Origin of the sequence: Phyllobacterium sp. SYP-B3895, assembly GCF_009647635.1 — a bacterium.
Taxonomy (GTDB): domain Bacteria; phylum Pseudomonadota; class Alphaproteobacteria; order Rhizobiales; family Rhizobiaceae; genus Phyllobacterium; species Phyllobacterium pellucidum.
Genome location: NZ_WJIG01000005.1, coordinates 133766 through 148540 on the forward strand (window position 1 = coordinate 133766; position 14775 = coordinate 148540).

A 14775-nucleotide genomic window follows, 5' to 3' on the forward strand; every position below is an offset into this window, starting at 1 on the left:
GATAGATCTTCAGCGGCATATTTTGGGAGGTTGTGATGCGGTTGGTCTTTGGTTTACTTGCGATCGGCATTGGACTTTCCGGCGGCATGGCAGCGGCACAGACAACTGCCGAGCGGGAAGCATGCATGCCCGACTATCAGAAATACTGTAGCGGCGTAGCGCCGGGTGGCGGGCGTATTTTCGGGTGCCTGGCAAAGCAGTTGGACCAACTCTCGCCGGCCTGCAAGAAGGTCGTCGAGGCGCACGCCGCCAAATAGGACAACGATCGAGGAGCGACCACCTTATGCAGGCGTCTTCATGGTTTCCTGCTGGCGGTGCCATTTGGACTGCAAAAGGAACCAGAAGTCCGGCATGATGCCGAAGGAGCGTTCGATCCTAAGGGCGATGTCGTAGGTTATGGGATGCCGTCCGGCGATGATGGCATCGAGCGTGGTTGCGGGCAGATCCGTCCGGTCGGCAAAGTCTTCCACGGACAGGCCGCGGGATTGGATGCACTCAAGGAGATGCTGGCCCGGGTGAATTGCCCAATGCGGCGTCCATCGATTTGCTGATGTGTTCATCTTGCTTGCCGATCTGTCTCGCATCACTTGTGCCTCGAATCATAGTTGCGCCGCATGTCAGGCGAGTGAAAAAATCGTGGCGCGAAAGCGGCAGTTCGACGTTGCCGATCAATAACGCGTGACCCTACTTGCCGAACCCATACCAAAGATATTGGAGCCGGTGATTGTTCAGCGCCAATGGGCCGTGCTAGATTTCGCTTCAATCCAACGCTTGGCCACGCATCGCCTGTAAGCAATCGCGTTGGTTTCAATCGTCATCGGACTGGGAGAACTAAAATGGGCCTACGTATCAATGATACTGCACCGGATTTTACCGCTGACACGACGCAGGGCGAGATCCATTTTCATGACTGGATCAAGGACAGCTATGCCGTGCTGTTCAGCCATCCGAAGAATTTTACGCCGGTCTGCACCACCGAACTCGGTTACATGGCTGGCCTTGCTCCCGAATTTGCCAAGCGCAACGCCAAGATCATCGGCATTTCCGTCGATCCTGTCGAAAGCCACGCCAAGTGGAAGGCTGACATCAAGTCGGCGACGGGCCACGAGGTCGACTATCCGTTGATCGGCGATAAGGAGCTCAAGGTCGCGAAGCTCTACGACATGTTGCCGGCTGAAGCTGGCGATACATCCGAAGGCCGCACGCCCGCAGACAATGCAACCGTGCGCTCGGTATTCGTGATCGGACCGGACAAAAAGATCAAACTGACGATTACCTATCCGATGACGACCGGCCGGAACTTCGACGAGATCCTGCGCGCCATCGACAGTATTCAGCTCACGGCCAAGCACAAGGTGGCGACGCCGGCGCAGTGGCAACAGGGAGAAGACGTGATCATCACGGCCGCCGTTTCGGACGAAGAGGCGAAGGAGCGCTTCGGCGAGTTCGAACGCGTTCTGCCCTACCTGCGCAAGACAAAGCAGCCACAGGCTTAAAATACTCCTGGGCAAAGAGTTCATAAGTGCCTTCGCGCCGGCGGCGATTGCTTGTCAGGCTGCCTCGGGCGGAATGACACCCTTGGTGAGCATAAAGCACCCGTAAAAGCGGGTCTCTCCGGTGGTAATAACGCAATAGGCCTTCTTTGCTTCCTCGTAGAACGCAAAGCGCTCAATGCCGTACATGGGCGAGGCCTTGCCTTCCGCCGCATCGACCTCAGCTTGCACTTCACGCTGGACCGGCGGCACTTCGCCCGGCGCGCCCATGACTTCCATGCGACCGACCGACGGCTGAATCGGCGTATCCAGCGGCATCACCGACAAAATAGCCTTTATCGCACGAGCAGCGGAAACATTGTCTATACGCAGGAGCTTGCCCAACGTCGTTTGCCGAGCGATGGCGTCGGAGGGAAAGTTTGTATCTGAAATCACCAGCGTGTCGGCGTGACCCATGGACCGCAACGCGTGGAGAACGTCCGCATTGAGCGCCGGGTCGATATTCTTGAGCATGAAATTCCTCCAGAGTTGCAGGGCCTTGATCTCTGACTATTCCTATTCGCCGTAAGGAATCCAGATATTCTTTACATCGACGGCGCGGCGCAGGAAAAGCGTGCCTTCGGCGGCGGCGCGGTCGTTCCAATCGGTGGCCTTGCCGTAATCGACGAAGGTCCGCTTGAGGTTGCCGACGGACAGTTTCTCGACCGTGGCAGATAGTTCATCGCTGCCAAACGCCCAAACAGCATCGACATCGTTGTGCGCGGCAAGGGTCTTGGCGAGTTCGATTGAGGATCCAGTCACGATGTTGATGACACCCGCTGGCACATCCGACGTCTCGATGATCGAGTAGAAATCGGTCGCGGCAAGGGGGTAGGCCTCACTCGGCACCGCAACCACGCGGTTGCCCATGGCGACAAGTGGCGCAACAAGGCTGACAAGGCCGAGTAGCGGAGCTTCAGGCGGGCACACTACACCAGCTACGCCCAATGGTTCCGGCATTGCCAAGGCCACACCCCGCAGGGGCGGAACGTGCACCGCGCCCTCGAACTTGTCCGCCCACGCACCATAGGTAAAGAGCCGTGCGATAGAGGCGTCGACCTCCGCCCTCGCCGCCGCTGCGGAAGCCCCGGTCATGGCAGCAATCCGCGCGGCAAATTCGTCGGCGCGTCCGGAAAGGTTTTCGGCGATGTAATAGAGGATCTGCGCGCGATTGTGCGTCGTCGCGCTCGACCAGGCGGAAGCCGCCTGCGCGGCAACAACGGCGTTGCGGATGTCCTTGCGGTTGCCGTCGCCGACCTCTCCGATCACCTTGCCTTTGGGCGAGATCACGGCGCGCGAATAATTGCCGTCGGGCCGCGCCTGCTTGCCGCCGATGAAGAGCTTGGCCGTCCGGTCGATCGCCGGCGCGGAAAAATCCCCAGCCACAGGTTTGAGTTCGGGCAGGTTGGGTAGAACGCGCGCCTTGCGGCCGATCCACACCTTAGGCTTCAGATATTCGTAACAGCCTTCGCGCCCGCCCTCACGTCCAAAGCCGGATTCGCGCTTGCCGCCAAAACCGACCGCGGCATCGAACAGGTTCGTCGCATTGACCCAGACGACGCCGGCCGCAAGCTTGGCCGCGACGTTGAGCGCAAGGCCGATCGTTTCGCTCCACACGCTGGCGGAAAGACCATAGCGCGAATGATTGGCGAGTTGGACCGCTTCCTCGGGCGTGCGAAACGTCATGGACACGGCAACCGGCCCAAAAATCTCTTCCGTCGCGACGATCGAGGTGGGTTGCACGCCGCTCAGAAGCGTCGGCGGGTAGAAACTTCCACCCTTCGGCATTTCGATCTGCGCCTGGTGCAGTTCTGCGCCTTCGGCAAGCCCCTTCTTCACCAGCGCTTCAATGCGGCTGAGTTGCACTGGCGCAACGATGGCGCCCATGTCTATCGCCTTGTCTAGCGGCAGACCGACCCGCAGCGTCTGCATGCGGCGCTTCAGTCGATCATGGAAAAGCCTGGCAATACCCTCCTGGACGAGAAGCCTCGATCCGGCACAGCATACCTGACCCTGGTTGAACCAGATCGCATCGACGACACCTTCGACCGCACCATCGACGTCGGCATCATCGAAGACGATGAAGGGTGACTTGCCGCCAAGTTCGAGGGTAAGCGATTTGCCGCTGCCCGCCGTGCGCTCGCGAATGATGCGGCCGACTTCCGTCGATCCGGTGAAGGCAATCTTGTCGATGTCGCCATGATCGACGATCAGCGCACCGGTTTCACCCTCGCCGGTGACAATATTGAGAACGCCAGCCGGAAGGCCGGCCGCCGCTGCCAGCTCCGCGAAAAGCAAGGCGGTCAGCGAGGTAAATTCCGCTGGCTTCAGGACAACCGTGTTGCCGAGCGCCAGGGCGGGGGCAATCTTCCATGCGAGCATGAGAAAGGGGAAGTTCCAGGGAATGATCTGGCCGACGACGCCAACCGGAACGTGATCCGCAAATTCAGTGTCTTGGATCTGCGCCCATCCCGCATGATGATAGAAGTGGCGAGCGGCGAGCGGCACATCGATATCGCGCGTCTCGCGGATCGGCTTGCCGTTGTCGATGGCTTCGACCACTGCGATCAGGCGGGCGTGCCGCTGGATCATCCGGGCAAGCGCGTAGAGGTGGCGAGCACGAAGGTGACCGGGCAGTCTTGCCCAGGAAACTTGCGCCTTACGGGCTGCGCCGACCGCCTTGTCGACATCCGCCTTGCCACCTATAGCGAGTCTGGCAAGGAGCTTGCCGGTGGCGGGCTCGAACGTGTCGAAGGTCTTCCCCGACGTTGAAGGCACGAAGGCGCCGTTGATGAAGTGGCCAAAACTCGACTTGTGGCGAGCCAGCCAATCGCGGGCTTCGGTATCGGCTTCGGGTGCGGGGCCGTAGGACATTTCGTCAAAATAGGTCGCGACAGTCATGGCATTATCCGATCGGATGTCTGTTGAGCGCGGAATAGGCGCCCGTAACGTGATGTTCCAATTGCCGCTCGATGTCGGCAAGAAGGCTCGATGCGCCGATGCGGAAGAGATCGGGCTCGAGCCACTCCCGGCCAAGTTCTTCCTTCATGAGGAACTGATAATTCAGCACGTCCTTTGCCGCAGAAATGCCGCCAGCCGGCTTGTAGCCTATTTTGAACCCCGTGCGCTCCTCATAGGCACGGATCATGCGCAGCATCACCAGCGTAACAGCAAGCGTCGCGTTCACACCTTCCTTGCCGGTCGATGTCTTGATGAAATCGGCACCCGCCATCATGCAGACGAGCGAGGCACGCGCCACATTGCGCAAGGTCTTGAGGTCGCCGGTGGCGAGGATCGCCTTCACGTGCGCATCGCCGCAGGCCCTGCGATAGTCCTGCATCTCCGCATAGAGTGCGGTCCAGTTGCCGGTCAGCACATGTTCGCGGGTGATGACGATATCGATCTCTTTTGCACCGTCGGCAACCGACGCTTCGATCTCCTTCACCTTGAGATGGTGCGGACTAAGCCCCGCCGGAAAGCCGGTCGAGACCGCGGCGACGGGAATGCCGGAATCACCGAGGGCTTCCACCGCCGTCGCTACGAAGCGATGGTAGACGCAGATGGCTCCGGTGGTGATCGACCGCTTGCCCATGCCCAAAGCGTCGAGAATGTCCTGCCGTACCGGGTGCATAGCCTTGGCGCACAGCCGTTTGACACGTTCGGTCGTGTCGTCGCCATTGAGCGTCGTCAGATCGATACAGGTGACCGCCTTCAACAGCCACGCTGCCTGGGCGTCCTTCTTGACCGTACGCCTTCCGGGAAGGCTTGCGACACGGCGCTCGACGGCGGAAAGGTTGACCCGCGCGTCAAGCACCCAGGAAAGGTCGAGTTCCATGCCGGGATTGCGCGGCCAGCCATTCGTCCTGGCGTGGTCCACCAGCCTCGTTGGCGGGGAACCGGCTGTCACAACCCCGCCATCGCCTGATGCAGTGATAATCCGGGCTTTTTCCACGAGAAAACGTCCTCCAGCGAATGCGAGTCTAGCATAGGCGCTTGGCGCCAACAGACCAGAACATTCGCTCCGGCCTTCGCCATCATTGTTAGAATAATATCAGTTTTTGTTATTTTTCCTTCAAAATGACCATCGCGTCAAGGGGCTTTAGGCACGTCGATCTCGCCTTCCTCGGTGATGATCGCCTGAAAGGCCGCAACGGGCGCAAACAGAACGGGCTTGACCTTGCCCATTTTGCTGCTGTCGGCGACAAGCAGGCTCATTTCCGCGAACTCGATCGCTCTTTGCTTGACCGGCGCTTCATGAAAATGCGCGCAAGACGCGCCCCGGTTCATATCCAGTCCGGCGGCCGAAATGAAAGCAGTATTGATGCCGAGCTTGGAGAGGGTTTCAAGGCCGGAATCGCCGGAAAACGACGCGGACGAAGCGTAATAAAGTCCGCCCAGCATCACCAGGCTGATGTTCGGGCGCCGCGTCAGCCGCTCGGCGACATTAAGCGCATAACAGATGGCGGTGATCCGGTAGTCGGCGGGAACATGGTCGATGAGGCTGAGCAGCGTCGTGCCGCAATCGATAAAGATCGTATCGTCGGGGCGAATATATCTGGCGGCAAGAGCGCAGGCCTTCACCTTGGCGGCGGCATGGGTGTCCACCGCCTGCGACAAATCGTAAGGACTGTCGTTCCAGAAATCGCCAGCCGGAACGATATGGCCGCCAAGGTAGCCGAACTGGTCGGGATTTTCAGCAACGTCGCGGCGGACGGTCATTTCCGAAACGTTGAGCAGCAGGGCTGCATCCTTGAGACGCAATACCCGCCGCGCCCGGAGCGCTCCCGAAAGGTCTGCTATCCGCCGTGCCTTGCGGCTTACCATTGCGTTTCGTCCCCTCAAACATTGTGACAACTGTTAAAAACATAACAGATCCCGTTCAAGGAGCAATGAACCGCAACGAAGCCGCATAACTATGTTCCTCGTGCAGAAAAGCGAAGGAGTTCTCCCGCCGTCATAGTCGCTGGCTTATGGTACCATCGGCACAGCTTGACCGCCGTTGCTCCACTTTTCTGACATAGTGACGCAGATTCTTTGTCGTTACCTATACAATTTGCCAGAGAGACTACTTACATCTTTGGTGAAGGACAGACGACGAAAGGTGATCCTCACCTCATTGCAGACACAACTATGTGCCTAAATTGCATCTACACAAGATAACAACAATTAGTGTCTTGCACAGTGGAGCGACTCACCTGACAGTGTAACCATACGGCATGCAATCCTCTGAGCGGAGGGGCGGCCCCTTCAGCTCAAGTTCCTTCGAACTTGCATGCGGCTGGAGGTTGGAAATGACAACGCAGGCATCTGACGTATTCAGTCTCTTCTCAGAGATCTACAGCAGCGAAAAGCAGGAAGAGATGAGCCTGCAAGAGTATCTGCTGGCCTGCCGCAACGATCCAAAGATGTTTGCCACTGCTTCTGAACGTATGGTCGATGCCATCGGTGAGCCGACCCTGGTCGATACCAGTACCGATGAACGCCTAGGCCGCATCTATCTCAATCGCACCATCAAGATCTATCCGGCCTTTGCCGATTTCTACGGCATGGAAGATACGATCGAACGCATTGTCGGTTATTTCCGCTACGCCGCGCAGGGTCTCGAAGAGCGTAAGCAGATACTTTATCTGCTCGGCCCCGTTGGCGGTGGTAAGTCTTCACTTGCGGAACGGCTGAAGCAATTGATGGAGCGCCGCCCCATCTACACCCTCAAGGCCGGCAACCACATAAGCCCCATCTTCGAATCGCCGCTCGGCCTGTTCCAGCCTGACCGCATGGCTGGCCTCCTCGAAGACAAATACGGCATTGCCCGCAGACGCCTCAACGGCCTGATCTCGCCTTGGGCGGCGAAACGGCTCGACGAATTTGCCGGTGACATCTCCAAGTTCAGTGTCGTCAAGCTTGCTCCGTCGCGGCTGCGCCAGATTGGCATCGCCAAGACCGAACCTGGCGACGAGAACAACCAGGACGTTTCCTCGCTCGTCGGCAAGGTGGATATCCGCCAGCTCGAGAATTTCAGCCAGGCCGACCCCGACGCTTACTCCTATAGCGGCGGCCTTAACCGGACCACGCAGGGAATGCTCGAGTTCGTCGAAATGTTCAAGGCGCCGATCAAGGTCCTGCATCCGCTGCTGACCGCGACACAGGAAGGGAATTACAACGGCACCGAGAATTTCGGCGCCTTCCCGTTCCAGGGGATCATTCTTGCCCACTCGAACGAATCCGAATGGCTCCAGTTCAAGAACAACAAGAACAACGAAGCCTTCCTCGACCGCATGTCTGTCGTCAAGGTGCCCTATTGCGTGCGGGTGACGGAAGAGAAGCAGATCTACGAAAAGCTGCTGCGTGAGAGCGAACTCGTCAACAATCCCTGCGCACCGGAAGTGCTGGAAATTCTCAGCCGCTTCACGGTTTCGACCCGGCTTGCGGAGCACGAAAATTCCCCGCTGTACACCAAGATGCGTGTCTATGACGGCGAGAACCTGCGTGAATCCGATCCCAAGGCGAAATCGGTGCAAGAGTACCGTGACGCCGCAGGCGTCGATGAAGGCATGAACGGCATCAGCACGCGCTTTGCCTTTAAGGTCCTCTCGGAAACGTTCAACTACGACACCAAGCAGGTTGCGGCTGACCCCGTGCACTTGATGTATGTGCTCGAACAGTCGGTCAAGCGCGAGCAGTTCCCGCAGGAGATCGAATCCAGCTACCTCGATTTCATCAAATCCGAACTCGCATCCCGTTATGCCGAGTTCATCGGCCACGAGATACAGAAGGCCTATCTCGAATCCTATAGCGAATACGGCCAGAACCTCTTCGACCGTTATATCGCCTACGCCGATGCATGGATCGAGGACCAGGACTACAAGGATCCCGATACCGGTCAGATTCTCAATCGAGGCATTCTCGACGGTGAGTTGTCGCAAATCGAAAAACCGGCCGGCATCGCCAATCCCAAGGACTTCCGCAACGAGGTCGTGAAGTTCACCCTCCGTGCCAAGGCCAAAAATAATGGCCGCAACCCGTCCTGGACCAGCTACGAAAAGTTGCGCGAAGTCATCGAGAAGCGCATGTTTGGCCAGGTCGAGGATCTGCTGCCGGTCATCAGCTTCGGTTCGAAGAAGGATGGCGCCACCGAGAAGCAGCATACGGAGTTCGTCCAGCGCATGGTCGAGCGGGGTTATACGGAACGACAGGTTCGTCGACTGGTGGATTGGTACATGCGCGTGAACAAGGCGGGGTGATCGCCGAAGAAAGGTGCTTGCATGCCGAGCTTCATCGATCGCCGCCTTAACCCCAAGGACAAGAGCCTGAGCAATCGACAACGCTTTCTGCGCCGCGCGCGCGGAGAGCTGAAGCGCGTCGTCCATGAGAAGATAAAGTCGGGCAAGATCGTCGATGTGGATGCGGGCCACAGCGTCCCCTTTCCCCTGGACGGCACCAGCGAGCCAAGCTTTCAGGCGGATCGAAGCAGCGGCAGGCGCGAACACGTCCTGCCCGGCAACAAGGAGTTCACCGCCGGTGACCGCCTTGCCAAGCCCGGTCAGGGCGGCGGCACGGGTGCGGGCAAGGGCGCTGCATCCGAAGGCGACATGGAGGATGATTTCCAGTTCGTGCTGTCGCGCGAGGAGGTCCTCGATCTGTTTTTCGAAGACCTCGAACTTCCGGACATGATCAAGTCCAGTCTCAAGGAGGCCGTTACCTTTCGCTCGCGCCGTGCTGGTTTTACCATTGCCGGCGCCCCGACCAACATCAATGTCGGGCGAACCATGCGCAACAGTTTTGGCCGCCGCATTGCACTGCAGCGTCCCAAGCTTGCCCAGGTCGAAGCAATCGCCAAGGAAATCGAGGAACTCGAAGCAAAGCACCCGAAGCCCGGCAGCGCTGCCTTAGAGCGCCTTGCGAAAATGCGCATCGAACTGGAACGTCTCGAGCGCCGCCGCAAAGTAGTTGGATATATCGATCCGGTCGATATTCGTTTCAATCGCTTCGAGCCGCAGCCCTTGCCGAATGCAAGCGCTGTAATGTTCTGCCTCATGGATGTTTCAGGTTCCATGGGCGAGCGCGAGAAGGATCTGGCAAAGCGCTTCTTCGTGCTTCTCCACCTCTTTTTGAAAAGGCGTTACGAGCGCATCGACATCGTATTCATCCGCCATACGCATCAGGCGCACGAAGTCGATGAAGAGACGTTCTTTCGCAGCACCCAAAGCGGCGGTACGGTCGTATCGACCGCGCTCGAGGAAATGCAACGCATCATCCTTGAGCGCTACCCCAGCCAGGATTGGAATATATATGCCGCCCAGGCTTCGGACGGCGACAACCTCGCGGGCGATTCCGAACATTGCGTCAATCTGTTGAACAAGGAGATCATGAAGCTTTGCCAGTATTATGCCTATGTCGAGATTCTGGACGAACGCGAGAGCGCCATATTCCGCTCGACCGACAATGGCACCTCGCTGTGGCGTTCCTATCGACAGGTCGGGGAAAATTGGCGAAACTTCCAGATGACGCGAATAGCCAAGCCAGGCGACATCTACCCGGTGTTCCGCCAGCTCTTCGCCAAGCAACCATCTTCCGCCAAGAACGGCTGAGCGGGGTCATAGATGAGTAAGAGTGCGGGCGCTTCCGATCTTCTGTTCACCGGGTCCGACTGGACCTTCGATACATTGTCCCGGACCTATGATGCGATAAAGGAGGTCGCCCTCGGTGATCTCGGGCTCGACTGCTACCCCAATCAGCTCGAAATAATTTCCTCCGAACAAATGCTGGACGCCTATTCGTCCAATGGCATGCCGCTCATCTACCAGCATTGGTCGTTCGGCAAGCATTTCGTCTACGAGGAATACCTCTACCGCAAGGGCCGTCGCGGCCTCGCCTATGAGATCGTCATCAATTCCAATCCATGCATCGCCTATCTGATGGAAGAAAACACGATGGCCCTGCAGGCATTGGTCATCGCCCATGCCTCCTTCGGCCACAACCATTTCTTCAAGAACAACTACCTCTTCAGGCAGTGGACCGACGCCAGCGCCATCCTCGACTATATGGAGTTCGCCAAGGGCTATGTGTCGCGTTGCGAGGAACGATATGGTTTTGCGGCCGTCGAATCCATCCTTGACGCAGCGCATACCCTGATGGACCAGGCGGTTTTCCGCTACCGCCGCCCGCCCCGCATTTCCTCGGCCAAGGAACAGGCGCGCGTTCGCGAGCGCTTGGAGTATGAGGAAAAGATTTTCAGCGATCTTTGGCGGACCTTGCCGCAGCCACGGCAAAGCGAGGATACGACCGAGGCCGAATTGGAGGCGCAGGAGCGAAAGAAAGCCCTCAACCTGCCGGAAGAGAACCTTCTCTATTTCCTGGAGAAGAACAGCCTGATCCTCGAGCCGTGGGAGCGAGAGATCCTGCGCATCGTCCGTGTCGTCGCCCAGTATTTCTATCCGCAGCGGCAGACTAAAGTGATGAATGAAGGCTGCGCAACGTTTGTCCACTACACGATCATGAACATGCTGTTTGACAGAGGTAAAATAAGCGAAGGCCACCTTCTGGAGATGCTTCATAGCCATTCCAATGTGGTTTTCCAGCCAGGGTTCGACGATCCGCGCTTTTCGGGCCTCAACCCTTATGCGCTCGGTTTCGCCATGATGCAGGATATCGAGCGCATCTGTACCAAACCGACGGCCGAGGACCGCGACTGGTTCCCTGAGTTTGCCGGCAATGGCGACTGGCGCGGCACCTTGCTCGATGCTTGGGCCAATCACCGGGATGAGTCATTTCTGCTGCAATATTTGAGCCCTGCGCTGATCCGCAAGATGCGGCTGTTCGCTCTCGATGATGAATCGAAGGAAAAGCACTACCAAGTCGCGTCTATCCATAACGAACGGGGCTATGAGAAAATTCGCAGCTCCCTCGCCCGCAGCTATGACATCGGCATGAACCAGCCCAACATCCAGGTCGTCGATGTCGATCTGCTCGGCAATCGCCACCTGCGGCTGCAGCATACGGCTCGCGACGGCATCGTGCTCAGCGAGAGCACCCGGGATGCGACCTTGCGCCATGTCCGTCGCCTGTGGGGCTATGACGTCAGTCTCGTCGGCGTCGATGCCGAATTCGGCAATGTCCTTTACGAAACATCGACGGACAAGTTCGCCGGATAGCGATTCAAGTCAAGAGCCGGTGCTCGCGGCGGTCACTCTCGCTGACGTTTGCAAGGTCAATCGCCATTTGCAGCCTGGCGGCGTGGCGAAAGGACGGCTCGAGGGTCAGGCCGATGGCGACGGCCTCGACGAAGCGCTGATAATTTGTTTGAACCGGATCGACATTGATCTCTCTCCACGTTGCGGTCTCAATATCGGCGTCAAGGCAAACAAGAAGCCTGGAACCGTCATGGCGATGAAGCACTTCGAGCGATCCCTTGTCGCCATAAACGCGCAGCCGCAGTTCATTCACATGACCTGTCGCCCAGCGGCTGGAATGCACCACACCGAGGGCTCCGTTCTTGAAGCTCACGCTCATGGTGAAGCTGTCATTGGCATCGAGTTCATATTCGCCGATACGATTGCCCTCGGCTTTGTCGAATGCTTTTAGCCGGCAAAACACTTCGTCGATTTCGGTGTCCGTTGCATATACCACGAAATCGAGGATGTGGACGCCGACGTCCCCCAGGGTGCCGTTAGAGCCATGGTTTTTCGACAGGCGCCATAGCCACTGGCTTTCCGTGCGCCAGTCGCCCCATTGCTTCGAGACCAGCCAGCTTTGCAGATATGACGCCTCGACATGCTTGACCGTCCCGATCCGGCCGCTCGTGACCAGCTTGCGCGCCGCCTGCAGCTGGGCAACGTTGCGATAGGTCAGGTTGACCATGCCCACGAGATTGGCGGATTCGGCCTTTTCGGCCATCTCCATCGCATCCACCGAATTCGTGGCGAGCGGCTTTTCGCAAAAGACGTGCTTGCCGGCGGCGAGGCATTGCAGGGTCGTCAAATAATGCGCGCTGTCGGGCGTAACATTGGCAACGGCATCGAAGTCTCCCCAGGCAAGTGCGTCTGCCAGCGAGGTGAAAGCCTTTTCGATACCGTATTTCGCGCGAAACGCCTCGGCGCGGGCGGGATCGACATCCACGGCGCCTGCAAGCGTCACCGTTTCGATTTCGGCGAAACTGCGCGCATGTGCGTTAGCCATCTGGCCGGTACCCAAGATCAAAAGACGCATCGATCCACCTGCTCCTGATGCCAATCCAGCGATATCAGCGAAAGCCTTCCTCGCCTTCCGCGTGAACGCTGCCGCCCCGCGCCTCGATCGGCTCGAGCGCCTTCTCGACCGGCACATTCGGCGCGGTTGTTATAGTGGGATAACGCTCGGGATTATAGGCCCAGTTCACGGCGTTACGCAGAACAAGGCCAACCGTCTCGTGGTGATAGGTGGGGTAAGTCTCATGGCCCGGTCGGAAATAGAATACATTGCCCGCTCCCCTGCGATATGTCAGACCCGAACGAAAGACTTCGCCGCCCTGGAACCACGATACGAACACGGTCTCGAGCGGTTCGGGCACGGAAAACGGTTCGCCATACATTTCCTCGTTCTCGATCTCGAAATAGGCAGGAAGCCCCCGCGCAATGGGATGACCCGGATTGACCACCCAGAGCCGTTCACGCTCGCCGGCCTCGCGCCAATTGAGGGCACAAGGCGAACCCATCAGGCGCTTGAAAATTTTCGAGAAATGGCCGGAGTGGAGAACGATCAGCCCCATGCCTTCCCATACGTGTTTTGCCACCCTTTCGACGATGTCATCGCCAACATCGCCATGGGCTTGGTGCCCCCACCAAACCAGCACGTCGGTTTCCCCGAGCGCCCTTTCGGTCAGCCCATGCTCAGGCTCTTGCAAGGTCGTTGTCTTGACGGAAATCTTTTCGTCCGCAGCAAGGAGTTTTGCTATCTGCGTGTGCATGCCTTCGGGGTAAATCCCGGCAACGGTCTTGTTCGTCTGTTCATGAACGTTTTCGCCCCAGACGAGTGTTCGGATAGCCATGTCTCTATTCCTGTTTCTCGGATACGATTGGGAGGGTACGCGCCCAGTATGACGCTCAGAAGGCGACGCCTTCAACCAGACCAATGATCAACGCATTGGTCTGGTTCCATATTCTTCAGAAACAGTATGCATGAAACCCCCTCCAACGAACGAAGGGGATTTCCATTGTTAGCGGATCGGCGGGGCGTACATCAGGCCGCCGGCGTTCCAGAGGGCGTTGATGCCGCGATCAATCTTGAGCGGGCTGCCCTTGCCGAGACTGCGTTCAAACATCTCGCCGTAGTTACCGGTCGCAGCGACGATGTTGTAAACCCACTTCTGGTCGAGACCCATGGATTCGCCAGTATTGCCTTCCGCACCGAGGAAGCGGCGAACTTCGGGATTGTCGGATTCCAACTGTGCAGCGATGTTATCCTTGGTGACGCCGAGTTCCTCCGCGTTGATCAGGGCAAACAAGGTCCACCGGACTATGCCGAACCAACGGTCGTCGCCCTGGCGGACGGCCGGTCCCAGCGGCTCCTTGGAGATGATCTCCGGCAATACCAGCGATGAATCCGGATCGGTCAGCACAAGACGCTGCGCATAGAGCGCGGAGGCGTCGGTCGTATAGACGTCGCAGCGATCCGTATTGAATGCGGCAATCGTCTGATCGGCTTTTTCGAACGAGATGATGTCGTACTTGATGTTGTTCGCCTTGAAGAAATCCGCGGCGTTCATTTCGGTGGTTGTGCCGGTTTCGGTGCATAGCGTCGCGCCGGAGAGTTCCTTTGCGCTCTTTACGCCGAGGGATTTCTTCACCATGAAGCCTTGGCCGTCATAATAGATCGTCCCGACGAAGCGCATGCCCATGCCGGTATCGCGCGACTGCGTCCACGTTGTCTGGCGCGACAGGAGATCGACTTCGCCTGATTGGAGAGCCGCAAATCGCGCCTTCGTCGAAAGTGGCACATAGGTCACCTTGCTAGGATCGCCGAGGACGGCTGCCGCCACGGCCTTGCAGAAATCAACGTCGAAGCCCGTCCACACGCCTTTGTCGTCGGCGTTGGAAAAGCCGAGCACGCCTTCACTCACGCCGCAATTGAGCTTGCCACGCTCCTTGATCGTTGCCAGCGTATCGGCTGACGCGGGCGATGCTGCGAACGCTGCCGATGCCAGCAGCAGTGCAATAGCGGATGTCAGTTTCATTGTGTTCTCCCTCGTTTTGGCAGGCAAAGCCTGTCC

13 protein-coding genes are annotated in these 14775 nt (G+C 58.1%); 5 read left to right on the plus strand and 8 right to left on the minus strand.

The annotated features are described in order from the left end of the window. Window positions 1-35: 35 nt before the first annotated feature. Window positions 36-257: a cysteine rich repeat-containing protein gene (locus tag GF108_RS21680; protein ID WP_153670398.1), complete on the plus strand. Its 222-nt coding sequence runs from the start codon at window positions 36-38 to the stop codon at window positions 255-257. Window positions 258-281: 24 nt separating this feature from the next. Here GF108_RS21680 and GF108_RS21685 read toward each other — a convergent pair whose 3' ends face one another. Continuing rightward, a complete protein-coding gene (locus tag GF108_RS21685) occupies window positions 282-560 on the minus strand; it encodes a HigA family addiction module antitoxin (RefSeq protein WP_172982703.1) in 279 nt (92 codons plus the stop codon). Between the two features lie 276 nt (window positions 561-836). On the opposite strand from GF108_RS21685, the gene GF108_RS21690 reads away from it, so the two are divergent. Next, the gene (locus GF108_RS21690) at window positions 837-1496 is read left to right on the plus strand and encodes a peroxiredoxin (RefSeq protein ID WP_027232933.1); all 660 of its coding nucleotides are present in this window, start codon (window positions 837-839) and stop codon (window positions 1494-1496) included. A gap of 54 nt (window positions 1497-1550) precedes the next feature. Here GF108_RS21690 and GF108_RS21695 read toward each other — a convergent pair whose 3' ends face one another. The 4 genes from GF108_RS21695 to GF108_RS21710 form a co-directional block, all read right to left on the minus strand. After that, complete coding sequence (locus GF108_RS21695; protein ID WP_153670400.1) at window positions 1551-2006, minus strand: RbsD/FucU family protein; 456 nt, start codon at window positions 2004-2006, stop codon at window positions 1551-1553. Window positions 2007-2048: 42 nt separating this feature from the next. Further along, window positions 2049-4433, minus strand: coding sequence for an aldehyde dehydrogenase family protein (locus GF108_RS21700; RefSeq protein ID WP_153670401.1), 2385 nt, complete (start codon window positions 4431-4433; stop codon window positions 2049-2051). 4 nt (window positions 4434-4437) lie between these two features. Further along, on the minus strand, window positions 4438-5367 hold the full coding sequence (deoC, locus tag GF108_RS21705; RefSeq protein WP_246664085.1) for a deoxyribose-phosphate aldolase: 930 nt from the start codon (window positions 5365-5367) through the stop codon (window positions 4438-4440). 254 nt (window positions 5368-5621) lie between these two features. Then, window positions 5622-6356 (minus strand): DeoR/GlpR family DNA-binding transcription regulator, encoded by a 735-nt coding sequence (locus GF108_RS21710; RefSeq protein WP_153670402.1) that lies wholly within the window; start codon window positions 6354-6356, stop codon window positions 5622-5624. Between the two features lie 467 nt (window positions 6357-6823). Between GF108_RS21710 and GF108_RS21715 the strand changes: the two genes are divergently transcribed. Genes GF108_RS21715 through GF108_RS21725 form a run of 3 tightly spaced genes read left to right on the plus strand, consistent with a single transcriptional unit; the run spans window position 6824 to window position 11683 of the window. Next, complete coding sequence (locus tag GF108_RS21715) at window positions 6824-8773, plus strand: PrkA family serine protein kinase (RefSeq protein WP_153670403.1); 1950 nt, start codon at window positions 6824-6826, stop codon at window positions 8771-8773. A 21-nt stretch (window positions 8774-8794) separates the two neighbouring features. After that, window positions 8795-10120, plus strand: coding sequence for a YeaH/YhbH family protein (locus GF108_RS21720; protein WP_153670404.1), 1326 nt, complete (start codon window positions 8795-8797; stop codon window positions 10118-10120). 12 nt (window positions 10121-10132) lie between these two features. After that, window positions 10133-11683, plus strand: coding sequence for a SpoVR family protein (locus GF108_RS21725; protein WP_153670405.1), 1551 nt, complete (start codon window positions 10133-10135; stop codon window positions 11681-11683). 4 nt (window positions 11684-11687) lie between these two features. Here GF108_RS21725 and GF108_RS21730 read toward each other — a convergent pair whose 3' ends face one another. From GF108_RS21730 to GF108_RS21740, 3 genes are all read right to left on the minus strand, one after another. Then, the gene (locus tag GF108_RS21730) at window positions 11688-12737 is read right to left on the minus strand and encodes a Gfo/Idh/MocA family protein (RefSeq protein ID WP_153670406.1); all 1050 of its coding nucleotides are present in this window, start codon (window positions 12735-12737) and stop codon (window positions 11688-11690) included. A 34-nt stretch (window positions 12738-12771) separates the two neighbouring features. Beyond that, on the minus strand, window positions 12772-13554 hold the full coding sequence (locus tag GF108_RS21735) for a ThuA domain-containing protein (RefSeq protein ID WP_153670407.1): 783 nt from the start codon (window positions 13552-13554) through the stop codon (window positions 12772-12774). Window positions 13555-13722: 168 nt separating this feature from the next. Further along, a complete protein-coding gene (locus GF108_RS21740) occupies window positions 13723-14739 on the minus strand; it encodes an amino acid ABC transporter substrate-binding protein (RefSeq protein ID WP_153670408.1) in 1017 nt (338 codons plus the stop codon). Window positions 14740-14775 lie beyond the last annotated feature (36 nt).